General features: G+C 71.1%; 23 protein-coding genes. 16 read left to right on the top strand and 7 right to left on the bottom strand.

The window, feature by feature from the left end:
- Positions 1 to 32 precede the first annotated feature (32 nt).
- The 12 genes from DMC18_RS09425 (at position 33) to spt (ending at position 11,649) form a co-directional block, all read left to right on the top strand.
- Positions 33 to 698, top strand: coding sequence for a TetR/AcrR family transcriptional regulator (locus tag DMC18_RS09425; RefSeq protein ID WP_110118109.1), 666 nt, complete (start codon positions 33 to 35; stop codon positions 696 to 698).
- Positions 699 to 888: 190 nt separating this feature from the next.
- Complete coding sequence (locus DMC18_RS09420) at positions 889 to 2,163, top strand: D-arabinono-1,4-lactone oxidase (protein WP_110118111.1); 1,275 nt, start codon at positions 889 to 891, stop codon at positions 2,161 to 2,163.
- A gap of 10 nt (positions 2,164 to 2,173) precedes the next feature.
- Entirely contained in the window at positions 2,174 to 3,322 is a 1,149-nt protein-coding gene (locus DMC18_RS09415; RefSeq protein WP_110118112.1) for a DSD1 family PLP-dependent enzyme, read from the top strand.
- A 45-nt stretch (positions 3,323 to 3,367) separates the two neighbouring features.
- Positions 3,368 to 3,562: a hypothetical protein gene (locus tag DMC18_RS09410; protein ID WP_110118113.1), complete on the top strand. Its 195-nt coding sequence runs from the start codon at positions 3,368 to 3,370 to the stop codon at positions 3,560 to 3,562.
- A gap of 69 nt (positions 3,563 to 3,631) precedes the next feature.
- Positions 3,632 to 4,171, top strand: a complete 540-nt coding sequence (locus DMC18_RS09405; RefSeq protein ID WP_110118114.1) for a hypothetical protein — start codon at positions 3,632 to 3,634, stop codon at positions 4,169 to 4,171.
- A gap of 91 nt (positions 4,172 to 4,262) precedes the next feature.
- Positions 4,263 to 4,871, top strand: a complete 609-nt coding sequence (gene lptC, locus DMC18_RS09400) for an LPS export ABC transporter periplasmic protein LptC (protein ID WP_110118115.1) — start codon at positions 4,263 to 4,265, stop codon at positions 4,869 to 4,871.
- A gap of 12 nt (positions 4,872 to 4,883) precedes the next feature.
- Positions 4,884 to 6,038, top strand: coding sequence for a glycerophosphotransferase (locus DMC18_RS09395; RefSeq protein WP_110118116.1), 1,155 nt, complete (start codon positions 4,884 to 4,886; stop codon positions 6,036 to 6,038).
- Positions 6,035 to 7,432, top strand: coding sequence for a lipopolysaccharide biosynthesis protein (locus DMC18_RS09390; protein ID WP_110118117.1), 1,398 nt, complete (start codon positions 6,035 to 6,037; stop codon positions 7,430 to 7,432). The genes DMC18_RS09395 and DMC18_RS09390 overlap by 4 nt, the downstream gene beginning before the upstream one ends.
- Complete coding sequence (locus DMC18_RS09385) at positions 7,429 to 9,141, top strand: fatty acyl-AMP ligase (protein WP_110118118.1); 1,713 nt, start codon at positions 7,429 to 7,431, stop codon at positions 9,139 to 9,141. The genes DMC18_RS09390 and DMC18_RS09385 overlap by 4 nt, the downstream gene beginning before the upstream one ends.
- 1 nt (position 9,142) lies before the next feature.
- Positions 9,143 to 10,099, top strand: a complete 957-nt coding sequence (locus tag DMC18_RS09380) for an NAD(P)-dependent oxidoreductase (RefSeq protein WP_110132884.1) — start codon at positions 9,143 to 9,145, stop codon at positions 10,097 to 10,099.
- A gap of 80 nt (positions 10,100 to 10,179) precedes the next feature.
- On the top strand, positions 10,180 to 10,431 hold the full coding sequence (locus DMC18_RS09375; RefSeq protein WP_110118120.1) for an acyl carrier protein: 252 nt from the start codon (positions 10,180 to 10,182) through the stop codon (positions 10,429 to 10,431).
- Between the two features lie 3 nt (positions 10,432 to 10,434).
- Positions 10,435 to 11,649 carry a serine palmitoyltransferase gene (gene spt / locus DMC18_RS09370; RefSeq protein WP_110118121.1) on the top strand — a complete coding sequence of 405 codons (1,215 nt, stop codon included), beginning with the start codon at positions 10,435 to 10,437 and terminating at the stop codon, positions 11,647 to 11,649.
- 186 nt (positions 11,650 to 11,835) lie between these two features.
- Here spt and DMC18_RS09360 read toward each other — a convergent pair whose 3' ends face one another.
- The 6 genes from DMC18_RS09360 to DMC18_RS09335 form a co-directional block, all read right to left on the bottom strand.
- Positions 11,836 to 13,050 (bottom strand): CynX/NimT family MFS transporter, encoded by a 1,215-nt coding sequence (locus DMC18_RS09360; RefSeq protein ID WP_110132883.1) that lies wholly within the window; start codon positions 13,048 to 13,050, stop codon positions 11,836 to 11,838.
- Positions 13,051 to 13,119: 69 nt separating this feature from the next.
- Complete coding sequence (locus tag DMC18_RS09355; protein WP_110118122.1) at positions 13,120 to 13,674, bottom strand: sugar O-acetyltransferase; 555 nt, start codon at positions 13,672 to 13,674, stop codon at positions 13,120 to 13,122.
- Between the two features lie 12 nt (positions 13,675 to 13,686).
- A complete protein-coding gene (locus DMC18_RS09350) occupies positions 13,687 to 14,232 on the bottom strand; it encodes a helix-turn-helix transcriptional regulator (RefSeq protein ID WP_110118123.1) in 546 nt (181 codons plus the stop codon).
- Between the two features lie 32 nt (positions 14,233 to 14,264).
- Positions 14,265 to 15,191, bottom strand: coding sequence for a hypothetical protein (locus DMC18_RS09345; protein ID WP_110118124.1), 927 nt, complete (start codon positions 15,189 to 15,191; stop codon positions 14,265 to 14,267).
- Complete coding sequence (locus DMC18_RS09340) at positions 15,188 to 16,099, bottom strand: diacylglycerol kinase family protein (RefSeq protein ID WP_110118125.1); 912 nt, start codon at positions 16,097 to 16,099, stop codon at positions 15,188 to 15,190. The genes DMC18_RS09345 and DMC18_RS09340 overlap by 4 nt, the downstream gene beginning before the upstream one ends.
- Positions 16,099 to 17,160, bottom strand: coding sequence for a CDP-alcohol phosphatidyltransferase family protein (locus DMC18_RS09335; protein ID WP_370443978.1), 1,062 nt, complete (start codon positions 17,158 to 17,160; stop codon positions 16,099 to 16,101). Before DMC18_RS09335 ends, DMC18_RS09340 begins: the two co-directional genes overlap by 1 nt.
- A gap of 150 nt (positions 17,161 to 17,310) precedes the next feature.
- Between DMC18_RS09335 and DMC18_RS09330 the strand changes: the two genes are divergently transcribed.
- Positions 17,311 to 18,198 carry a metallophosphoesterase gene (locus DMC18_RS09330; RefSeq protein ID WP_110118127.1) on the top strand — a complete coding sequence of 296 codons (888 nt, stop codon included), beginning with the start codon at positions 17,311 to 17,313 and terminating at the stop codon, positions 18,196 to 18,198.
- Positions 18,199 to 18,341: 143 nt separating this feature from the next.
- Here the strand turns inward: DMC18_RS09330 and DMC18_RS09325 are convergent, their stop codons facing one another.
- Positions 18,342 to 18,827: a DUF2141 domain-containing protein gene (locus DMC18_RS09325; RefSeq protein ID WP_110118128.1), complete on the bottom strand. Its 486-nt coding sequence runs from the start codon at positions 18,825 to 18,827 to the stop codon at positions 18,342 to 18,344.
- A gap of 72 nt (positions 18,828 to 18,899) precedes the next feature.
- Between DMC18_RS09325 and DMC18_RS26860 the strand changes: the two genes are divergently transcribed.
- The 3 genes from DMC18_RS26860 to DMC18_RS09310 form a co-directional block, all read left to right on the top strand.
- A complete protein-coding gene (locus tag DMC18_RS26860) occupies positions 18,900 to 19,337 on the top strand; it encodes an HIT family protein (protein WP_110118129.1) in 438 nt (145 codons plus the stop codon).
- Positions 19,338 to 19,369: 32 nt separating this feature from the next.
- Entirely contained in the window at positions 19,370 to 20,563 is a 1,194-nt protein-coding gene (locus DMC18_RS09315; RefSeq protein WP_110118130.1) for an LptF/LptG family permease, read from the top strand.
- Positions 20,560 to 21,570: LptF/LptG family permease (locus tag DMC18_RS09310; protein WP_110132882.1), on the top strand; the 1,011-nt coding region annotated here is incomplete at its 3' end. The genes DMC18_RS09315 and DMC18_RS09310, both read left to right, overlap by 4 nt.

Here is a 21,570-nt window from a genome sequence, read left to right as displayed (position 1 = left end):
TCTAGGTCTGGTCGGGACTTCAGGAGACCTCGATGCCCAAGCCGACGGCCGAGACGGCCGCCGCCGACATCCCCCTCGACGCCAAGCTGCGGCCGACCCAGGCCCGCGCGCAGGACACCTACGAGGTCGTCCTGGCCACGGCCGGCGAACTGCTGGTCGAGTCCGGCTTCGAGCAGCTGACCACCAACGCCATCTGCAAGCGCGCGGGCCTGACCCCGCCGGCGCTCTATCGCTACTTCCCCAACAAGTACGCGATCCTCAAGGAGCTGGGCGACCGGCTGATGCGCCTGCAGGACGAGGCCGTGTTCGAGTGGATGGCCGCCGGCGGCCTGGAGGGCGACACTCCGGCTGAGCGCGTGGGGAAAGTGGCCGACCTGCTGACCGGCGTCATCGACATGACCCGCGCCTTCCCCGGCGGCGCGGCCATCGGCCGGGCCCTGCGCGCGGTGCCGATGCTGCAGCAACTCCGTTTCGCCTCTCGCGACATGGTCGCCGGCCAGTTCGCCGAGGTCCTGGCCGCCCGCTTCCCCACCGTGCCGGCCGCCCGCATCGGCGTGGCCACCCGAATGATGGTCGAGCTGACCTACGCCGCCACCGAGATGGCCGTCGAGGAGCCCGAGCAGGACGCCGGCGCGCTGTCGCAGGAGATCGGCCGGCTGTTCGACCGGTATTTCGAGACGTTCGATTTGGCGCTTTAAGCGCCTGCGGCGCTCCCCCTCAGTCGCTCCGCGACAGCTCCCCCAGAGGGGGAGCATCTGCAGCGATAGATCCTCCCCCCCTGGGGGAGGTGGCCCGGAGGGCCGGAGGGGGCCTTCCACGACGCATAACACCGACTTGCAATAACGATAGTTTTTACTATCGTCAGTCCATCGCAGCGGGGGAGCGCCGATGGAGGGCTGGAAGAACTGGTCGGGCAGCGTCACGGCGACGCCCAGCAGGATCGCCCGACCAAGGACGATCGAGGAGCTTTCCACCCTGGTGATCCAGGCCGGCAAGGTCCGCGTCACCGGGGCCGGCCACTCGTTCATGCCGTTGTGCCAGACCGACGACCTGCTGCTGAACCTCTCCGACCTGGAAGGCGCGGTCGAGATCGCGCCCGACCGCAAGACCGTCTGGGCCCCGGCCGGCTGGAGCCTCAAGCGCCTGACCGCCGCCCTGTGGGCCGAGGGCCTGTCGCTGATCAATCAGGGCGACATCAATCCGCAGTCCCTGGCCGGCGCCGTCTCGACCGGCACCCACGGCACGGGGGCGGAACTGGGCAGCCTGGCCACCCAGGCCTGCGGCTTTCGCCTGCTGACCGCCGACGGCCGTCTCATGGAATGCGGCCCCGATCTCGAGCCCGAGCTCTACCAGGCCCAGCGCCTGTCGCTCGGCCTGCTGGGCGTCGCCGTCGCCATCCGCATCAACGTCGTCCCGGCCTATCATCTGGAGGAGCGGATCAGCCGCCTGCCCCTGGCCGAGGTGATCGAGCGCTTCGACGAGCTGGCCGCCGCCACCCGGCACATGGAGTTCTGGGTCTTTCCCTACAGCGACCAGGTGATCTTCAAGACCCTGCACCCGGTCCCGGCCGAGGCCGCCGACGAAAAGCCCGGCAAGGGCGGCGAAGGCGACGAGGCGATCTTCAAGGCCGTCTGCGACCTCTGCGCCTCCGCGCCCGTCCTGACCGGACCGATGCAGCGCCTGCTGATGAAGCTGGCCGGCGCGCCCAGCCGCCGCGCGGCCCCGGCCTACGAGATCTTCCCCTCCGAGCGGAACGTCCGCTTCGAGGAGATGGAATACGAGATGCCGCGCGAGACCGGCCTGCCGACCCTGAAGGCGGCCATCGCCCACATCCGCAAGCGGCGGCTGCCGATCACCTTCCCGTTCGAGTTCCGCCTGGTGGCCGGCGACGACATCTGGCTGAGCCCCTTCAACATCGGCCCCGGCGCCTCGATCTCGTTCCACCAGTACGCGAAGATGGACTGGAAGCCGGCCTTCGCCGAGGTCGAGCCGGTGCTGGCCAGCGGCGGCGGCCGGCCGCACTGGGCCAAGCGCCACAGCTTGACCCCCGCCGACGTCCACCGGCTCTATCCCCGCGCGGCCGACTTCCTGCGCGTGCGCCAGGCCTGGGACCCGACCGCCAAGTTCGCCAACGCCCACATGACCCAGCTGTTCGGTATTTAAGGGACCACCGATGACGGATATCGCCCTGCACGCCGATCTGGTCGGCCAACAAGGCTCGCGCGAGCAGCTGAACACGCCCGTCCTGGTGCTCGACCGCGCAGCCCTTTCGGCCAACATCGCGACCATGGCCGCCTTCGCCGCGAGCAAGGGCCTGAAGCTTCGCCCGCACGCCAAGACCCACAAGAGCGCCGACATCGCCCGGCTTCAAATCGACGCCGGCGCCGTGGGCCTGTGCTGCGCTAAGATCGGCGAGGCCGAGGCCCTGGCGGCCCAGGGCGTGACCGAGGGCCTGCTGATCACCTCGCCCGTGGTCTCAGCCCCAGCCATCGCCCGCCTGGCGGCCCTCAATCTTGCGACCACCGGCCTCAAGGTCGTCGCCGACCATCCCGACAACGTCGCCGCCCTGGGCGCGGCCGCCGCCGCGGCCGGCAAGCCGCTGGAGGTGGTCATCGACCTCGACCCCGGCATCCACCGCACGGGCGTGGCCTCTGCCGAAGCCGCCGTCGCCCTGTTCGAGGCCATCACGGCGCAACCCGCTCTCACCTATGCCGGCCTGCAATGCTATTGCGGCGTGCAACAGCACATCGAGGCCTTCGACCTGCGCAAGGCCGCGCTGGAGGATCGCGGGGCCTATATCCGCGAAGTGATCGCCGCCCTGACCGCCGCCGGCGGCGCGCCGCCGATCGTTTCCGGCTCGGGCACCGGCTCGCACCGCATCGACGCCGAACTTTCGATCTTCACCGAGCTGCAGGTCGGCTCCTACGTCTTCATGGACGACCAGTACCTGGCCTGCGACCTGGCGGGCGAAGGCGCTCAGGCCAGCCCCTACCAGCGCTCGCTGGTCATCGACGCCCGGGTGGTCAGCGCCAACAGCCCGGGCATGGTCACCGTCGATGCGGGCTTCAAGTCGATGTCCACCGACGCCGATCCGCCCCAGGTGGTGGCCGGCGCGCCGGAAGGCTCGCGCTACTTCTTCATGGGCGACGAGCACGGGGCCCTCGTGCCGATGTCGGGCTCGCCCCCGCCGCTGGGCGCGCGCGTCACCCTGGCCGTGCCGCACTGCGACCCGACCGTGAACCTCTACGACGCCTATCACGTGGTCGAGGGCGGGACCCTGGTGGCGATCTGGCCGGTGACGGCGCGCGGCCGCTCGCGCTGACCCGCGAGCGAGGCTAAGCTCCGCCGACGCCGGAGGTTGAGCCCCATGTACGACGCCCCGATCCTCGATCGCCAAGAGCAGACCGCCGTCGCCGAGTTCGAGGCCGGCCCGCTGCGCTATCGAGCCGAGGTGCGCGTCACCCCGGCGGGCATCCTGGCTGTAGGCGCGCTGCTGACCGGCATGCTGCTGTCGTCGGCGGCGATCGTCTGGGCGGCCAAGCGTCATCTCTCCCGGCGCTAGCCCCGACCACAGGCGAAAGCCGCGATCGATCCATGGTGGAGTTTGCAGGGTCGGTGTAGGCAGGCGTGCATGTGCCACTTCATCACCCTGGTCGCACCCACCGACGACGTCGCCGCCTTGAGCGCGGTCATGAAACGGCATGGCCGCGGGGCCTCGCCGGTCGACAATGCGTCGATCCGCAAGGTGCTGGGCGACGCCGACCGCCAGTTCCTGACCACGCGCGACCATTGTGATTGCGGAACGGTCCTGGCCTCCGGTCCCGACGACCCCGACGCCGCCGAAGAAGGCTTCGCCAAGGAAGCCGGGCGCCTGAAGCGCAAGGGCTGGTCGGCCGCGAAGATCGCGCGGGCCATGGAGGGCCGACGCAAGGCCGAAGCCCGGCCGGACGATCGCGCCCCCGACAGCATCGACCTGTGGGCGGCCGTGCTGCGCGACCTGGGCGAGGAACTGAAGCTGCCCCATGCCGGGCTGGTGGTCAGGCTCTATTCGGGCGCGATCGAAGCCGAAACCTTCGACGCCCTGCGCCGCGAGGCGCCGGCGGGCGCGCCCTTGAACGAGACCCTGGCGTCGATGCGGCAGGACGAGGTGACCGTCTTCCGCCTGAAGTGAACCTTCGACGCGAACCTTGGTCCAGAAAAACCGCTTTGGCCTGCGGCGCGTTGAAGACTATCCATGGCGTCCGTTCTGGATCGTCCGCCGCATGACCACCGCCGCCCTCTCGACCGCCGCCAAGAAGCCCCGCCGCAACCGGCGTCGGCCTTCCGCGCGCTGGACGCGGGCGGGCCTGCTGGTGTTCGCCGTCGGGGTCAGCGCCGCCGTGGTCGGCCAGACGGCGTATCGGATGATCGACGCCCGCAACGCCACCAAGGCCGCGACCGCCGCGCCGCTGGCCATGGACAATCCGCGCTTCACCGGCGCCATGCGCGACGGCCGCGCCTTCCTGATCACCGCCCGCCGCGCCGAGCGCGACGCGGTCGATCCCAACAAGGTCAAGCTGGTCGATCCGACCCTGGTGCGTGGCTACGGCCAGCCCGACGCCACCCGGGTGACCTCGAAGGACGGCGTCTACCAGGAAGCCCAGAACCTGCTGGTGCTGACCAAGGACGTGAAGATCGACAACGGCCAGGGCTACCAGTTCGCCTCGCAGGAGGCCCGCATCGACACCAAGACCGGCGAAGCCGTCGGCGGCGCCCAAATCGCCGGCCAGGGTCCGCAGGGCAATGTCCGCGCCGACAGCTACAGCGTCAGCGACAAGGGTGATCGCGTGGTCTTCAAGGGCCGCGTCCGCACCCGCGTCCAGACCCAGTAGGCCCCGCACGTCATGACCGGCCTCGGACTCCTGGACCGCGCCCGCGCGACCCGCATCTGCTTCCTCTACATCGCCCAGCCGCACCAGGTCTGGCACAGCCTGTCGACCGCCGTGGCCCTGGCGCGCGGCTGGCCGGGGATCCAGGTCGAGATCGCCGCCACCTCGGCCGGGCACCTCGACTACATCCAGGGCATGCTCGACGGCCTGGGCGGCGCGCCGGTCACCCTGCGCCTGCTGCCGCCGGCCTGGCTGCGAAAGCTGTCCAAGAACGCGCCCCCGCCCAAGGCCCTGATGCTGGCGCTGAACGCCGCGCGCCTGTCCACCTACGACGCCGTGGTCACGCCCGAGCGCACCACGGCCCTGCTGCGCAAGCTGGGCGTTCGCCGCACGGCGCTGGTCTACACCCAGCACGGCGCCGGCGATCGCGGCGGGCCGTTCGAGCCGCGCCTGCGGGCCTTCGACCTGGTCATGGCCGCCGGCCCCAAGCAGCGCGACCGGATGGTCGACGAGGGCTGGGTGAAGCCCGAAGCCTGCGCCATGGTCGGCTATCCGAAGTTCGACCTGGTGGACGCCCTGCCGCCCAGCGCCGTCCCGGCCTTCGAAAAGCCGCTGCCGACCGTGGTCTACAACCCGCACTTCCATGAGACCCTGGGCTCGTGGCCGGCCTTCGGCCTGTCGATCCTGGAGCAGTTCGCCGCCGACGAGCGCTTCAACCTGGTCTTCGCCCCCCACGTCCGCCTGTTCGAGACCGCCTCGGAGGCCAACCACCGCGCCGTCGCGCGCTTTGCGGGCCATCCGCGCATTCACATCGATCTCGGCGGCCCGGCGGCCTTCGACATGACCTATACGCGCAGCGCCGACCTCTATCTCGGCGACGCGTCCAGCCAGGTCTACGAGTTCCTGCGCACGCCCAAGCCGTGCCTGTTCCTCAACCCCGCCCATGCCGACTGGAAGGGCGACGAGAGCTTCCACCACTGGCGCTACGGCCCCGTCCTTGAGACCGCCGACAACATCTGCGACGCGACAGCCGCCGCCTTCGCCGGCCATGGCGACTATCTGGACGCCCAGACGACGGGCGTGGCCGAAACCTTCGACCTGACCGACGAGGCCTCGTCGCTGCGCGCCGCCCGCGCCATCGTCGACCGCCTGGCCGCTCTCGACCGATGAGCGCGTCCAAGGCCAATCCCCTGGCCCGCGTGCTGGCCAACGCCGGCGCCCTGCTGGGCGGCCGTGGCGTCAACGCCGTGGTCGGCCTGGCCTACATGGCGCTGGCCGGACGCAGCCTGGGCCTGGCCCTGTTCGGCGCCCTGACCCTGATCAACGCCTTCGCCCAGACCCTGGGCGACATGGCCAAGTTCCAGTCCTGGCAGACCGTCGTGCAGTATGGCGCGAAACCTCTGCTCGACGGCGACAGGACCACCTTCCAGCAGGTGCTGCGTTTCGCCCTGGTGCTCGACCTTGTCGGCGCGCTCGTCGGCGTGACCCTGGGAGTCGGCGGCGCCCTGCTGTTCAGCCGCTGGCTGGGCTGGTCGGAGACCCTGGCTCCGGCGGCGGCGCTCTACTGCCTGTCGATCGCCGCCATGACCTCGGCGACGGCGGTGGGCCTGCTGCGCCTGTTCGACCGCTTCAAGGTGCTGGCGGGCGAGCAGGCGATCTCCTCGACCGTGCGGCTGATCGGCTGCGCGATCGCCGCCGCCCTGCATGCGCCCGTCGAGGGTTTCCTGCTGGCCTGGGCGGCGGGCACGCTCGCCTCGTTCACCTACGTCGCCGCCGTCGCGGTCTGGAGCCTGCACGGGCGCGGCCTGCTGCAAGGCTTTTCGCTCCGGGGACCGCTGGGCCAAGGCCTGCCGGGCGTCTGGCGCTTCGCCTGGGCGACCAATTTCAGCAGCACCATCGACGTCGGCTTCACCCACGTCCTGACCCTGGCGGTCGGCGCCCTGGTCGGACCCGGTCCGGCGGCGCTGTGGCGCGTGGGACGGCAGGTGGCCGACGGCATGGCCAAGCCCGCCCGCCTGATGCTGCCGGCCCTGCATCCCGAGTTCGCCAAGCTGCGCGCGCAAAAGAACGACGCCGCCATGCTGCGCCTGGCCCGCCAGATCGGCCTGATCGGCGGCGGGGTCGCGGGACTGCTGCTGCTGGTCTGCCTGGTCGCCGGCCAATGGCTGCTGACCATCGTCATGGGCGCCGAGTTCGCCCCCGCCGCCGGCATCATGACCTGGCAGGTGGCCGCCGCCGCCATCGGCGTCATGGCCCTGCCGATCGAACCCATGCTGGTGTCGATGCGCGCGGCCGGCGCGGCCCTGCGCGTGCGGATCGTCGTCAGCGTCGCCTACCTCCTGGCGCTCGCCCCGCTGCTGAAGACCTTCGGCCTGACGGGGGCCGGCGCGGCCCTGGTCCTGGCCATGGCCGGCATGGCGCTGGGCATGTTCATCACCCTCAGATCGAAGCTCCGACAGGAAGCCGCCGCCGAGCGCGAGGCCGAAATCCTCGCCGCGAGCGCCCCCGCGCGCGAACAGGCTTGCGTGGACCCCCGGAACGAGCGCAAAGGCGATCCGCAATGACTACGCCCACCGCTTCCGGCCGGACCGTTCGGTTCGCCGACTTTCCGACCCTGACCGCCGCCCTGGATTTCGCCGCGACCGGCGAGACCGGGATCAACCTGCATTCGCTGCGCGGCGAACTGGTCGAGGCCCTGTCCTACGCCCGGCTGCGCGAGGTGTCCCTCGTGCTCGCCAGACGCCTGCTGGCGCTGGGGGCCAAGGTCGGTGACAGCGTCGCCCTGATCGCCGAGACCGACGGCGACTTCGTGCGCGCCTTCTTCGCCTGCCAGTACGCCGGCCTCGTGCCCGCGCCCCTGCCCCTGCCCGCGCCGCTGGGCGGCCGCGAGGCCTATATCGAGCAGATCGCCCGCATGTGCGCCTCGGCTCACGCGAAGATCCTTATCGGCCCGGCCGGCATGGCCGAGTGGCTGAAGGACATCGGCGCGGCCGGCGATCTGGCCTTTTCCGGTTCGCTGGCGCAGCTGCCGGAAGACGCCGGCGCGGCCTTGCCGCAGATCACGCCCGAGCATCCCTGCTACCTGCAGTTCTCGTCGGGCAGCACCCGCTTCCCGACCGGCGTGCTGGTGACCCACAAGGCCCTGATGGCCAACGCCGTGGCCATCACCCGCGACGGCCTCCAGGTGAAACCGCACGACCGCGCCGTCTCGTGGCTGCCGCTCTATCACGACATGGGCCTGATCGGCTTCCTGCTCAGCCCCCTGACCAGCCAGATGAGCGTCGACCTCCTGCCCACCGGCGCCTTCGTGCGCCGCCCCCTGCTGTGGCTCGACCTGATCAGCCGCAACGGCGGCACCATCGCCTACAGCCCGACCTTCGGCTACGAGCTGTGCGCCCGCCGCGCCGAGGCCGCCTCGATCGACCACCTGGACCTGTCGCGCTGGCGCAGCGCCGGCCTGGGCGGCGACATGATCCGCACCGCCCCGGTCGAGGCCTTCGCCGAGCGCTTCGCCGCCGTCGGCTTCTCGGAAAAGGCCTATGTCGCCAGCTACGGCATGGCGGAAGCCACCCTGGCGCTTTCGATGGCCCCGCTGGGCCAGGGCCTGAAGCTCGAGATCCTCGACATTGAGCGCCTGGAGCGCGACGACCTGGCCGTCACGGTCGGAAGCGACGCCCCGCGCGCTCGCGCCTTCGCCCGCTGCGGTCCCGCCCTGCCCGACCACGAACTGGAAGTGCGCGACGCCGACGGCGCGGTGCTGGCCGAGCGCCAGGTGGGCCGCATCTTCGCGCGCGGCCCCAGCCTGATGGGCGGCTATTTCGAACAGCCGGAAGAGACCGCCCGCGTGCTGGCGCACGACGGCTGGCTCGACACCGGCGACATCGGCTTCCTGGTCGAGGGCGAGATCGTCATCACCGGCCGCGCCAAGGACCTGATCATCCTCAACGGCCGCAACATCTGGCCGCAGGACCTGGAGTGGACCGCCGAGCGCGAGATCCCCGGCCTGCGCAGCGGCGACGTGGCCGCCTTCTCCGTCCCCGGCGACGCCGAGGAGGAAGAGATCGTCACCATCCTGGTCCAGGCCCGCGGCGGCGACGCCGACAGCCGCGCGGCCCTGGTCGAGAGCGTGGCCGGCGTGTTGCGCGCCCGCCACGGGGTCGAGACCCAAGTCAAGCTGGTCGGCGCCCACGCCCTGCCCCAGACCTCGTCGGGCAAGCTCAGCCGCTCCAAGGCCAAGGCCGCCTACCTGGCCGGCGCCTACGAGCGCGCCTGAGGTGGCCACGGCCGGAAATCGTGTCGTCGCCGTCACCGGCGCGACCGGCTTTCTCGGCCAGCACCTGATCCGGGCCCTCGCCGAGCGGGGCTACCTCCCGCGCATCCTGTCGCGCCGCGACCCGGTCTCGCCGTTCTGGCGCGGGATCGAGCCGCAGGTGGTGCTGGGCGATCTTGGCAACGCCCAGACCCTGCAGCGCCTCTGCGACGGCGCCGGCGCGGTGATCCACGCCGCCGGCCTGATCAAGGCCGCCTCTCGCGCGGGCTTCGACAAGGTCAATGTGGCCGGCGCGGTCGCGGTCGCCGAAGCGGCCCGTGAGGCCGGCGCCCGCCTGGTGCTGATCTCCAGCCTGGCCGCCCGCGAACCGCAGCTCTCCGACTACGCCGCCAGCAAGCGCGCCGGCGAGGAGGCGGCGCTGGCCGCCCTGCCCTCGGCCCTGATCATTCGCCCGCCGGCCATCTACGGCCCCGGCGACCGCGAGACCCTGGGCCTGTTCGCCGCCGCGGGGAAAAGCCGCCTGCTGCCGGTGCTGTCGCCCGCCTCGCGCGTGGCCATGATCCACGTGCACGACGCCGCCGGCCAGATCATCGACCTGCTGGAAGGCGGCCGCACGGGCCTGGCCTCGATCTGCGACGACCGTCCCGACGGCTATGGCTGGAGCGAGATCATGCCCGCCGCCGCGATCGCGGTCGGCGCGCCCCGCCCGCGCCTCTTCCGCATCCCCGACGCGGTCATCCATACCGCCGGGGCTATCGCTGATGTGGTAAGCCGGACATCGAAGCAACCCACGGTATTCGGTTCAGGCAAGGCGCGCGAACTGTCGCACCCCGATTGGGCCTTTTTGACCGATCCGTCCCTTGCGCCCTCGTCGAGTCGACACGATGTTGCCGCCGGCTTCGGCGATACGGTGACCTGGTATCGCCTTCACGGCTGGTTGCCGAAAAAATACAGCGACTAGTTCAATTGTGGCAGATATCTGACAGAGACACTGTTACGGTGAGGTGACAGTGCTTGTGTCGGGGGCGACTGGCGTTTGGCATGGATACAGTGACGGATCTGAGTTTGCGTGAGATCGGCCTGGCCGCGAGCAAGGTGCTCGGCCGGACCGTCGAGGTGACCCACGACACCCACATCGGCCGCGACCTCGCCGTGGATTCGCTGGCCCTGATGAATATCGTGATGGAGCTCGAAGACGCCTTCGACATCTCCATCCCCCTCGATCGCCTCGCCTCGGTGGAAACCACCGGCGACCTCTCCAAACTGATCAACGATCTCCGAACCAAGGCTTGACCGATGGGTCTGTTCGACAAGCATCTGGCCTATCGCGACGCGTACAAGGCCATCCAGCAGGCGGGCGCCGACCCGTTCACCGTCCGCTTCGACGCCGTGGTCTCGCCCACTGAAGGCGTGGTCGACGGCCGTCCGACGATCCTGCTGGGCACCAACAACTATCTGGGCCTGACCTTCGACGAGAAGGCGATCGCCGCCTCGGTCAAAGCTGTGCAGGAACGCGGCACCGGCACCACCGGTTCCCGGATCGCCAACGGCAGCTTCGAGGCCCACGTGGCTTTGGAGACAGCGCTGGCCAAGTTCTACGGCCGCAAGCACGCCATGGTGTTCACCACCGGCTACCAGGCCAACCTCGGGGTGCTGTCCACGCTCGTGGGCCGCGGCGACCACCTGATCCTCGACGCCGACAGCCACGCCTCGATCTATGACGGCTCGCGCCTGGGCCACGCCGAAGTCATCCGCTTCCGCCACAACGATCCGGAAGACCTGGCCAAGCGCCTGCGTCGCCTGAAGGACGTCCCGGGCGAGCGCCTGATCGTCGTCGAAGGCATCTATTCGATGATCGGCGACACCGCGCCGCTCAAGGAAATCGCCGCCATCAAGCGCGAGATGGGCGGCTACCTGCTGGTCGACGAGGCCCACTCGATGGGCGTGCTCGGCGCCACCGGCCGGGGCCTGGCCGAGGCCGCGGGCGTGGAAGACGACGTCGACTTCATCGTCGGCACCTTCTCCAAGAGCCTGGGCGCCATCGGCGGCTTCTGCGTCTCCAGCCTCGACGACTTCGAGGTCATGCGGGTGATCTGCCGCCCGTACATGTTCACCGCCTCGCTGCCCCCGGCCGTGGTCGCCTCGACCCTGGTCGCCCTGGAGCAGATGATCGCCAAGCCGCAGCTGCGCGAACAGCTCAACAGCAACGCCTGCCGACTCTATGACGGCCTCAACGCCCTGGGCTTCGTCACCGGTCCGGCGGCCAGCCCGATCGTCGCGGCCACCATGCCCGACGTCGAGCGCGCCATCGCCATGTGGAACGGCCTGCTGCAGTCTGGCGTCTACCTGAACCTCGCCCTGCCGCCGGCCACGCCCGACAGCCGCCCGCTGCTGCGCGCCAGCATCAGCGCCGCCCACACCCACGAGCAGATCGACCAGGTCCTCAAGGTGTTCGCCGAGGTCGGCGCGGCGCTGGGCGTCATCGACGGCCAGAAGCGCGCCACGGCTTAAGGCTCGGCAAACCGCTGAGAGACAAAAGCCCCGGTCGCAAGGCCGGGGCTTTTTCTTTGCTCAGATGCTCCCCCTCCGGGGGAGCTGTCGCAAAGCGACTGAGGGGGTATTCACCGCCGGCGCCGCCCCCTCCGGCCCTCTGGGCCACCTCCCCCAAAGGGGGAGGATCTGCACCCACAACCCGCGTCAGGTCCGCTGAGGCGCCAGCTCCCCTTCGGCCTCGGCGCTGGCACGCCCCATCCGCTCGGCCGCCAGCAGCGCGGCGAGCATGGCCACGGCCAGCACCGCGACGCAGACGCCCAGCCCCTGCCAGCCCCAGCGGCCGACCACGAGGCCGCCCAGCGGCGGGCCGATCAGGGCGCCGCCGGCCCCGAACTGGGTCAACAGGCCGTTGGCGGAGGCGATCCTCGGATCGTCCGGAGCGCTGGCGCCCGCAAGACTCGGCAGGCGGGCGAACACCATCGGCGATGCGACCCCGCCGAGCAGCAAGGCCAGGCCCGCGACGACCGACACGGCGACCGCTCCGCGACCGACCACCGCCGGCTGGAAGACGAACACCGCCACGGCCGCCGCCGCCAGCAGCGCCGGAATCACCGTGGCCACCACCGCCCGGCGCGGATCCACGCCCGCCGCGTGCAGGATGCGCATGGCGATGGCCGAGGCCGGCAGGGCGGTCAACGAGACCAGAGCCGTGGCCAGGCTGGCGCCCGACAGGCTCGCGCCGACCCGCTCGGTCAGGAAGCTGGGCAGCAGCATGGTCAGGGCGCAGACGAAGACGGTGAAGAGGCCAAAACCGAAGGTCAGCATCACGGCGGCCGGGGCCGGCCAGGTCATGCGGGCCTCGCTGCGCCCGCCCCGCGCCTGCCGAGCGGCGGCGAAAAGGCCCAGGCCGCACAGCACCGCCCACAGCAGCAGCGCGCCCTTCGGACTCGTCGCCGCGACGGCCAGGCCCGTGACGCCGCTGCCGACGGCGACGCCGACTGGCACGAAGGTGCTCCACAGCACCAGCGCCGGGCCGCGGATACGCTCGGGCGCGATGGCGACGATCATGGTCGGGGCGGCGATCACCACCAGCACGTAGCCGACGCCCTCGACCGCCCGGGCCGCGAACAGCACGCCGGCGTTCGGCGCGAAGGCCTCGACGACGCTGCAGACCAGCAGGATGGCGAGACCGGCGACCAGGAACCGTCGGCCGCCGAACCGGCCCAGCGCCAGTCCGGCCGCGACGCCGAACACCGCCCCGCCGATCTCCAGCAGCGACACCAGAAGGCCCGCCCCCGCCAACGACAGGTGGAAGGTCTCGCGCAGCACCGGCGCCAGCACGGCGATCTTGGGCAGTTGCGCGGCGGCCAGCACCCCGATGAGCCAGAGCGCGATGATGTTCAGCCATGTACGGATCATGGCCGCCCCTCTAGGGCGCCCCGTCGCGCGAGGACACGTAAAACTTATGCGCGGGAGTGGGAGAGGCCTCTATTCGCCCTCGATCGAGCGGATGACCCGGGCCGGATTGCCGCCGATCAGGGTATTGGCGGGCACGTCGCGAGTGACGACCGATCCGGCCGCCACGACCGAGTTGTCGCCGATCGTCACCCCGCCGATGACGGTCGCGCCCGCGGCGATCCAGACGCCGTTCCCGACGGTGATCGGCTTGCCGACCAGGGCCGCGCGCCGCTGCGAGGGCGCGACCGGATGGCCTGAGGTGATCAGGCTGACGTTCGGTCCGATCAGCACGTCGTCGCCGATCGTGATGCCGGCCAGGGCGTAGAAGGTGCAGTTCTGGTTGATGAACACCCGCTCGCCGACCCGGATGTTGCGCCCGCAGTCGGTGTAGAACGGCGGGGCGAGGCGAAAGCGCTCTCCGACCTTGTGGCCGGCCAGGTCCTCGAACAGCGCCCGCACCTCGTCGCCGTCGGCATAACCCAGCCGATTGAGCCTGGCCGTCAGCGCCATGGCCCGCTCGACATCGGCGGCGAACGCCTTCGACTCCGGCGTGCGGACGGGGATGGTGACGGCGTCGTCGGTCATCTGTGGTCGGCTCTACCCGACCGTCGTCGCCAGCCGGCCCGTGCGGCCGTCCGACAGCGGCACGGTCTCCCATTGCAGCAGGCCGGGGCGGATCGGGATGTCGTCGCAGCCGTTCGAGCCGGTCTCGAAGCGCAGCTGCTGGTAGGGCCGCTCGAACCAGCCGCCGTCGGCCAGGCCGCCCTGGGCCGCGACGACGCCGGGACTGGCGAAGCGCCACAGCGAGGTTCCCATCATCTCGGACGCGTCCACCGCCCAGGTCGACGCCCGGGGCCGCGAGACCGCCAGCAGCTGGTGGGTGGCGTCGCAGACCAGGTGCACCGGCAGGGTCGAGGTCTCGACCAGGCGCTTGAGGGCCGCGTCGCCGCGATGGTCGGCCTGGGCGGCGATCAGCGCCACGATGCGCTCGCGATGGGCCTCGTCCGGCTCCTGAGCCCCGCTCTCCCAGCGCGACACGGTCGCCTGAGACACCGCCAGCAGCTCGGCCAGATGGCCCTGCTTGACGGCGTTGAGGCGCCGGAACCTGCGCAGGGCCCGGCCGACGGGAAGGTCGTGCAGCATGGCGCCAGGGTAGCGCCACGCCCGCGCGGAGGCTAGCCGCCCCGCGCCCGCCGCCACTTCCACAGGCGCAGCAGGACGCCCGGCGCGGCCAGCACCGGGTGACGCTCGCGCCAGGGGGTCAGCTCGACCTTGAAGCCGGTGTGGCGCTCGATCTTCCAGGCGGCGTAGCGGGCCGCGCCCTGGAAGGTGAAGGCCGCCTTGACCAGGCGGGCGACGTTCAGCGGCTTGCCGAGATTGCGACGGAGCCGCCAGGCGGCCTTCAGCCGCTTGCGCTCGATGGCCGACATCTCCGGGACCGGACGCCCCTCGCCGTCCACGCGACCGTCGTCGGCCCAACAGGCCGGCAGCAGGCGCTGGTAGTGGCCGGGATCGAAGGCCAGGATCGAGGCTTCGCGGCCGGACTTCTCGACCCGGAACTCGGCGGCGTAGGTCTCCTGGAACAGCGCCGTCCAATAGGCTTCCGGCGCCCCCTCCTCCGGCCCCAGGGCCGTGGCGAAGCGGGCGGCCGTGCGGGCGGCGCGGCGCACGGCCTCGACCACGGTCTCGCGGGCGGCGGCGTCCACCGCCCAGACCAGGCCCGAGGGCTGCACGAAGCGGGTCCACAGGGTGGTGTCGATCCCCCGCCCCTTCACGGCTTGCGCGAACCGCGACAGGGTCATGGAGGCGACCTTGGCCCGCAGGGTGACGCCGCCGTGGCCTAGATCGTGCTCCAGTTCGTGATAGCTGACGTCGGGCCACAGGATGCGGGTGGCGACGCCCCGAAGGCCTCGCGGCGGCCGCTCCGTCAGGACGTAGAAGTCCAGCACGCCCGACAGGTCGCCGGTGCGCAGGATCGAGCCGTAGAACAGCACCGCCTGGGCGCTGGGGAACAGGCTCGTCAGATGCTCGGCGAAGGCGCGGATCGGCGCGGGGATCGGCTGGTCCAGCTCGGCCTCGACCAGCGGCCGGACGGCGCTCATCCGACCACGAACCGCAGCGGCGCGCCTAGGGCCACGGCGATCTTGCCGCCCTCGAACACCTCGCCGTCGAGCACGAAGTCGAACTGTCCCGAGGCGTACAGCGCCGCCGGGTCGCGGCGGCGATAGCCCCGCGCCTCGAGGGTCGGCTTGGGCTTGCCCGACAGCACGGTCGGCAGCATGCGCAGCAGGCGCCGGGGCGGCGCGTCCACGTCCAGCACCTTCAGCCCCTCGCGCGGCGGCCCGAACGGCTTGAGGCCGAACGGCAGGCGCTTCAGCGCCGTGGCCAGCAGCACGAAGCGCTCCCCGGCCGGCTGTGCTTCGCCGTCGATGGCCACCTTGACCGCCACGCCTTGCCGCCACTGGTCGCGCGCCCCGCCGAACAGGGCGCCGATCGCGGCCCCAGCCAGGGTCACCGCCACCGACAGGCTCTGGAACACGCCCATGCGGTTGACGCGCTTGGACAGGGCCGTGGCCCGCACCAGGGCGCCCAGGCCGAAGAAGAAGCCCCGCAGCGGCGGGCGGCCGTCGGCGAAGCGCACCTCCAGCGGGGCGCGGATCTTGACCCGCGGTTCGGGCTGGGCGGCGGCGGCCAGGGCCTCTTCCAGCCGCCAGTCGCGCGGCGCGCCCAGGTCGATGGCCAGCACGTTGGTCTTGCCCGAGGGCACTACCGCCAGCATCGGCATGTCGTCGCCGAAGGTCGCCGGCGTCAGGCCCAGCACGTCGCGCACCGTGCCGTCGCCGCCGTCGATGACCAGCAGGTCGATCCGCTCCTCGGCGAAACGGGCCAACTCTTCGGACAGCGCCTCGCGCGTCGCCGGCTCGACCACGCGCACGCCCTCGGGCGTCGGCGCATGCACCCGCCCCTGGTTGGCGTGGCTGCGCGGATTGCGGACGACGCCGACGCGCATCACCGCGACAGCCAGCTTTGGATCGAGCCCTTCGGGGCGGCGAAGCCCTGCAGGATCTGGACGGCGTGGACGACGAAGCAGATCGCCGTCCAGGCGGCCACCAGCACGAAACCGATATCCGGACGGCCGACCAGGGCGGTGGCGGTCAGCAGGATGAGGTTGGGGTTGCGACGGGCGGTGATCAGCCGGAAGAAGCTGTCGAACGGCCGCCAGGCGTGCATCTCCAGCTTGAAGAGCGACAGGAAGATCCCCTCCTCCACCCGCTGGGCTACATAGCCGCCGACGACGATGGCCAGCAGCCACGGCGCATAGGGCATCGACAGGCCGACGGCGAACACCCCGACATACCAGGCCCACCACCAGAACGGCGGGTGCACCAGGTCGATGCCGTGGTCGAAGACGTTGCCCCACTTGGACGAGGTCAGGGTCACCCGGGCCAGCTTGCCGTCGACCGTGTCGAGGAAGGTCATGATCCAGGCGCAGACCAGGCCCCAGCCGAACTGTCCGCGCCAGAACAGCACGAAGGCGGCGATGGTCAGCAGGAAGCCGATGAAGGTCACCTGGTTGGGCGTCATCTTGGCCAGGGCGCACCAGCGGGTGACGATCCGCGCAGGGGTCGGCCAGACGTACTTGGTGACCAGGTCGGTGACGCCCTTGTACGAGCCCTGGAACAGGCGCTTTTCGACCGCGCGGACGGTGTCCTTGTCCAGGCGCTCCAGCACCGGCGGCTCGCGCTTGCGCAGGGCGCTGTTGTAGGCCGAGCCCACGTCCAGCGCGGTCAGGCGCACGAAGCGCGGATCGACGCTCGACGGATCGCCGCCGGCCGCCAGGGCCGCGACGGCGGCTTGCGCCACCTCGGCCGGAGCGTTGACCGCCACAGCCGCGCCGGCCTCGTCGACCAGCACCGCCCAGGGCCGTCCGGCCAGGGCCTTGATCAGCGACTCGTCGAACACCCAGCCGGCGTGGACAGCGACAAGATCCGCCCCGGGGTCACCGGCTCCAGCGCCCTCGGAAAGGCCGATCCGTCGATAGATGCGCGACAGCCGCTCGCCCGAGGTCATGCCCCAGATGCGTCCCTGGCTCTCGCCCACCGTCACGGCGCGCGAACCTGCCGGATTGATTTCACCCGTCACCGGAACTTAAACCCCTTGAAAGCCGAGGCGATTGATAAGCAGCTTCGTCGCAATCCGCCACAATCGCACCGGCCGCTCTTGTCGATATTCCGCCTCGCCCATCTTTCCGACCCTCACCTGCCGCCGCCGCCGGGCGCTTTTCGCCTGCGCGACGTCGCGTCCAAGCGCCTGCTGAGCCGGATCGCCTGGCGCCGCAAGCGCAAGGTCCACCGGCCCGAGGTGCTGGCCGCCCTGGTCGCCGACCTGCAGGCCCACGCCCCCGACCATGTGGCGATCACCGGCGATTTGACCAACTTCGCCTCGCAGACCGAGGTCGACGCCGCGACGCGCTGGCTGCGAACCCTGGGCCCGGCCGAGACCGTCACCGTCAGTCCCGGCAATCACGACGCCCTGGTCGGCGAGAGCGGTCAGGCCCGCTTCGCCCCCTGGACCGCCTGGCTGGGCGACGACGAGGAGGCCGCCTTCCCGCAGGTGCGGCTGCGCGGACCCGTGGCCCTGTTCAACCTGTGCTCGGCCGTGCCGACCGCCCCGCACCTGGCCACAGGTCGCCTGGGCTCGGACCAACTCGAAAAGCTCGACGCCCTGCTGGCCGACCCGGCCTATGGCGACCGCTTCAAGGTGGTGCTGCTGCACCATCCGCCCAACGCCGGGGCGGTGTCGTCGCGCAAGGCCCTGGAGGACCAGGCCGACCTGCGCGCCGTGCTGGCCCGCCGCGGCGCCGACCTCGTCCTGCACGGCCACGCCCACGAGTCGCTGACGGCGACCGTGCCCGGTCCCGACGGCAAGGCGATCCCGGTGCTGGGCGTACCCTCCGCCTCGGCCTGGAGCGGCGGCCACTCGCCGGCCCGCTGGCACGCGCTGGAGATCGAGGAGCGCGACGGCGGCTTCTCGCTGCGGGTGATCGCGCGCGGGCTCGATCCGGAAACCGGCGGGATTCGGGAGCTGGGCCGGTATTCGCTCACCTAGACCCTCCCCCCGAAGGGGGAGGTGTCGCGGAGCGACGGAGGGGGATGTGACTTCAGGGCCAGCAACGCCGCGACGTCCGCAGGGACTTCCCCCTCCGGCCCTTCGGGCCACCTCCCCCTTCAGGGGGAGGATCTGAACCGTCCCTACTTCCCGTACCGCATCCGCACCCGGATCGTGTTGTCGCCCGACTTCACGTTGATGCGCGCCGAATCGAACGACGGCACGCCGAACCGCGACGGGGCGTCGTTGGAGAAGCCGTAGCCCTCGGTCGGCACGCCCACGGCGTTGCGGTCGAAGTCCTTGTTGCCGTTGCTGTCGTGATAGACCGCCACCGCATAGATGTCGGCCTTGGGCAGGTTGAAGCAGGCCTCGGTGGTCGGGGCGCTGGCCGGCACCCGCAGGCGCAGGAGCTTGCCGCGCGGGGCCAGGAACCGGCTGGGATCGGACGGATAGATCGTCACCGTCACCAGCCCCGAGTCGGACTTCAGCTTTCCGACCTCGACCGTCAGCCGAACGCCCGTGTCGCGTCCGACGCAATCCTGCTTCGCCGCCGCCGGCGCCGCCATTCCCAGCACGCCCAGCAGCGTCCCTAGCGCCGCCAAGCCTGGAAGAACGGTTCGTGCTTCCATGTAAAACGCCGTGTCCCTATTGTCGCCGCGTCGCGATCCGCGTCCGGACTCGCCCGCAGTATCGGTTGCCGTATGCCCAATCCCACAGCCCTCGCGTTCGGCTATCCCCGCTCGAAAGTCGCGGAGACCGATCGCTGGCTGGTCTTGGTCCGTCCCAAGCAGCCGACTTTCGGGTCTCTCGTCCTCGTATGCAAGGAACCCGCCCACGCCTTTTCGGAGTTGAGCCCCGAAGCCTTCGCCGACATGCAGACGGCGATCGCCGGGATCGAACGCGTTTTGAAGGCCAAGGTTGCGTACGAGAAGATCAACTACCTGATGCTGATGATGGTCGACCGCGACGTCCATTTCCACGTTCTGCCCCGCTACGAGGGCGCGCGCGAGCACGAGGGGCTAAGCTTCCCCGACGCCGGCTGGCCGGCGGCCCCGGCCCTGGGGACGGCCGTCGCGCTGGACGACGACGCCGTCGCCCGCCTGGCCCAGGATCTTGCCGAGGCGTGGGTCGCCGCGTGAGCAGGAAGAGGAAGAAGCCCGATCCGCGGCGGTTGACGGTCCTTGGCCTGATCGACCGCTATCTGCTGCGCCTGCTGTTCTGGCCCCTGGTCGGGTGCCTGGGCCTGACCGTCGTCGCCCTGCTGCTCGAGCGCGTGCTGCGCCTGCTCGACCTCTTGTCACAGAGCAGCGCCCGCTTCGACTACGTCACCCAGCTGGCCCTCAACCTGGTGCCGCACTATCTGGGTCTGGCCCTGCCGGTGGCCTTCTTCGTGGCGCTGTTCATCGTCATCAGCAAGCTGTCGGACGGCTCGGAGATCGACGCCCTGCTGGCCGGCGGACAATCCCTCGAACGTGTGGCCGCGCCCTTCGTCTGCATCGGCCTGGCGCTCAGCGTCTTCAGCATCGCCGTGTTCGGCTACGTCCAGCCCTACAGCCGCTACGCCTATCGCGCCGTCATGCACGCCGCCGTCAACGCCGGCTGGAACGGCCGCCTCTCGGGCGGGGCCTTCATCGACGACGACGGCTCGCTGATGACCGCCGACAGCGCCGACCTCGCCGGCCAGACCCTGACCCGCGTCTTCATCCGCCGTCCCGACGCGGCCGGCCACGAGGAGCTGATCACCGCCGCCAGCGCCACCCTGCAGGTCGCCGCCGACGGCAAGACCGTGACCATGCGCCTGAGGTCGGGCCGCCGCATCGGCAGCGACGCGCGGGGCAATTACCGCAGCCTGGCCTTCGACGACCTGACCACCCAGGCCCCGCTGAAGGCCGCCGCCGGGCTCCTTCGCGCGCGTGGCGGCGACGAGCGGGAACTGACCCTGGTCGAACTGACCCGCCAGGCCAATTCGCCCAACCCGGTCGTGCCCAAGGCCACCCTGTGGGCCGAGTTCTACGGCCGCCTGGCCCGCGCGGCCTTCCTGCCGTTCCTGCCGCTGCTGGCCTTCCCGCTGGGCCTGGCCGCCAAGCGCGGCAACCGCGCGCCGGGCCTGCTGCTGGCCGGGGTGCTGCTGCTGGCCTTCCAGCACAGCCTGCTGCTGGGCCAGAGCCTGGCCGAGTCCGGCCGCCTGGCCCCCATTCCCGCCGTCGGCGCGCCGTTCCTGGTGTTCACGGGCCTGGCCGTCTGGCTGTTCGTGGGCAGCCGCACCCGGCCTGGCGACACGCCGATCTCGCGCCTGGTCCTGGCCATGAGCGCTTGGTTCCGCCGCATGATCAGACTTCTCCAGCCCAAGGAGCGCGCCGCATGAAGCTGCCGCTCTACGTCCTGCGCACCGTCGCCACCCGGGTGCTCGGCGCGATCCTCATCCTGATGGCCATCCTGCAGATCCTCGACCTGCTGGAAGTCACCACCGACATCCTCGACCGCGGCCTGGGCGTCGCCGGGGTGTTCTACTACGCCGCCCTGCGCGCCCCGCGCCTGTTCGAGCAGGTCGCGCCGCTGGGCGTGCTGGCCGGCGGCCTGTTCGCCTTCTCGCAGCTGGCCCGCGAGAACGCCGTGGTCGCCATGCGCGCCAGCGGCATCTCGGGCTATCGCATCGTGCTGATGGCCGTGCCGGTGGCGATCGCCGTCCTGTCGCTCGACGCCCTGTGCGCCCAGGTGATCTCGCCGCGCACCGACCCGACGCTCAGCGCCTGGTGGGCCGCCACCACGCCGGTCGCCGAGCGCAAGCCCCCCACCGCCCGCACCTTCCGCGCCGGCGAGGACCTGGTCACCGCCAAGGAGGCCCTGGCCGACGGCGCGGAGCTTCGCGACCTGACCATCTATCGCCGCGACAAGGCCGGCGCCCTGACCGAGCGGGTCGTGGCCCCCGTCGCCAGCTTCCAGAAGGGCGCCTGGCGGCTGGAAAAGCCCGTCACCACCCGCTTCATCGGCGACCGAGTGGAACCCATGGTCGCCGCCTCGGCCACCTGGCCCACGGCCCTGCGCCCCGCCGACGTGCAGGCCCTGTTCGCCGACGCCCCCGCCCCTTCGGCCGCCTCGGCCCGCCGGGCGCTGGAGAACGGCGGCTCGGACCGGCCGCAGAGCTTCTACGCCACCCGCCTGCAGACGGCCTTCTCCGGACCGCTGGCGGCCCTGGTCATGCTGCTGCTCAGCGCCCCTGTCGCCTGGGCCAATTTTCGCAGCGGCCAGGGCGCGATCCTGCTGACCTCGGGCCTGGCCGCCGGCCTCGTCTACCTGGTCGCCGACGGCCTGCTGTCGGCGCTCGGCGAGTCCGGCTCGCTGTCGCCGATCCTGGCCGCCTGGGCCGCCCCC

This window comes from Caulobacter sp. D5, assembly GCF_003185805.1.
In the GTDB taxonomy this organism is placed as follows: domain Bacteria; phylum Pseudomonadota; class Alphaproteobacteria; order Caulobacterales; family Caulobacteraceae; genus Caulobacter.
Note: the sequence above shows the minus strand (reverse complement) of the source record. Positions and strands in the feature narration are given on the sequence as shown.

What these genes read in the sequence shown, in the direction of transcription:
- DMC18_RS26860 (WP_110118129.1), top strand. Translation starts at nt 18,900, where the DNA reads ATGCCCAATCCCACAGCCCTCGCGTTCGGCTATCCCCGCTCGAAAGTC.
- DMC18_RS09425 (WP_110118109.1), top strand. Translation starts at nt 33, where the DNA reads ATGCCCAAGCCGACGGCCGAGACGGCCGCCGCCGACATCCCCCTCGAC.
- DMC18_RS09410 (WP_110118113.1), top strand. Translation starts at nt 3,368, where the DNA reads ATGTACGACGCCCCGATCCTCGATCGCCAAGAGCAGACCGCCGTCGCC.
- DMC18_RS09345 (WP_110118124.1), bottom strand. Translation starts at nt 15,191, where the DNA reads ATGAGCGCCGTCCGGCCGCTGGTCGAGGCCGAGCTGGACCAGCCGATC.
- DMC18_RS09395 (WP_110118116.1), top strand. Translation starts at nt 4,884, where the DNA reads ATGACCGGCCTCGGACTCCTGGACCGCGCCCGCGCGACCCGCATCTGC.
- DMC18_RS09385 (WP_110118118.1), top strand. Translation starts at nt 7,429, where the DNA reads ATGACTACGCCCACCGCTTCCGGCCGGACCGTTCGGTTCGCCGACTTT.
- DMC18_RS09360 (WP_110132883.1), bottom strand. Translation starts at nt 13,050, where the DNA reads ATGATCCGTACATGGCTGAACATCATCGCGCTCTGGCTCATCGGGGTG.
- DMC18_RS09350 (WP_110118123.1), bottom strand. Translation starts at nt 14,232, where the DNA reads ATGCTGCACGACCTTCCCGTCGGCCGGGCCCTGCGCAGGTTCCGGCGC.
- DMC18_RS09415 (WP_110118112.1), top strand. Translation starts at nt 2,174, where the DNA reads ATGACGGATATCGCCCTGCACGCCGATCTGGTCGGCCAACAAGGCTCG.
- DMC18_RS09340 (WP_110118125.1), bottom strand. Translation starts at nt 16,099, where the DNA reads ATGCGCGTCGGCGTCGTCCGCAATCCGCGCAGCCACGCCAACCAGGGG.
- DMC18_RS09420 (WP_110118111.1), top strand. Translation starts at nt 889, where the DNA reads ATGGAGGGCTGGAAGAACTGGTCGGGCAGCGTCACGGCGACGCCCAGC.
- spt (WP_110118121.1), top strand. Translation starts at nt 10,435, where the DNA reads ATGGGTCTGTTCGACAAGCATCTGGCCTATCGCGACGCGTACAAGGCC.
- lptC (WP_110118115.1), top strand. Translation starts at nt 4,263, where the DNA reads ATGACCACCGCCGCCCTCTCGACCGCCGCCAAGAAGCCCCGCCGCAAC.
- DMC18_RS09335 (WP_370443978.1), bottom strand. Translation starts at nt 17,160, where the DNA reads ATGACCTCGGGCGAGCGGCTGTCGCGCATCTATCGACGGATCGGCCTT.
- DMC18_RS09375 (WP_110118120.1), top strand. Translation starts at nt 10,180, where the DNA reads ATGGATACAGTGACGGATCTGAGTTTGCGTGAGATCGGCCTGGCCGCG.
- DMC18_RS09405 (WP_110118114.1), top strand. Translation starts at nt 3,632, where the DNA reads ATGTGCCACTTCATCACCCTGGTCGCACCCACCGACGACGTCGCCGCC.
- DMC18_RS09355 (WP_110118122.1), bottom strand. Translation starts at nt 13,674, where the DNA reads ATGACCGACGACGCCGTCACCATCCCCGTCCGCACGCCGGAGTCGAAG.
- DMC18_RS09390 (WP_110118117.1), top strand. Translation starts at nt 6,035, where the DNA reads ATGAGCGCGTCCAAGGCCAATCCCCTGGCCCGCGTGCTGGCCAACGCC.
- DMC18_RS09325 (WP_110118128.1), bottom strand. Translation starts at nt 18,827, where the DNA reads ATGGAAGCACGAACCGTTCTTCCAGGCTTGGCGGCGCTAGGGACGCTG.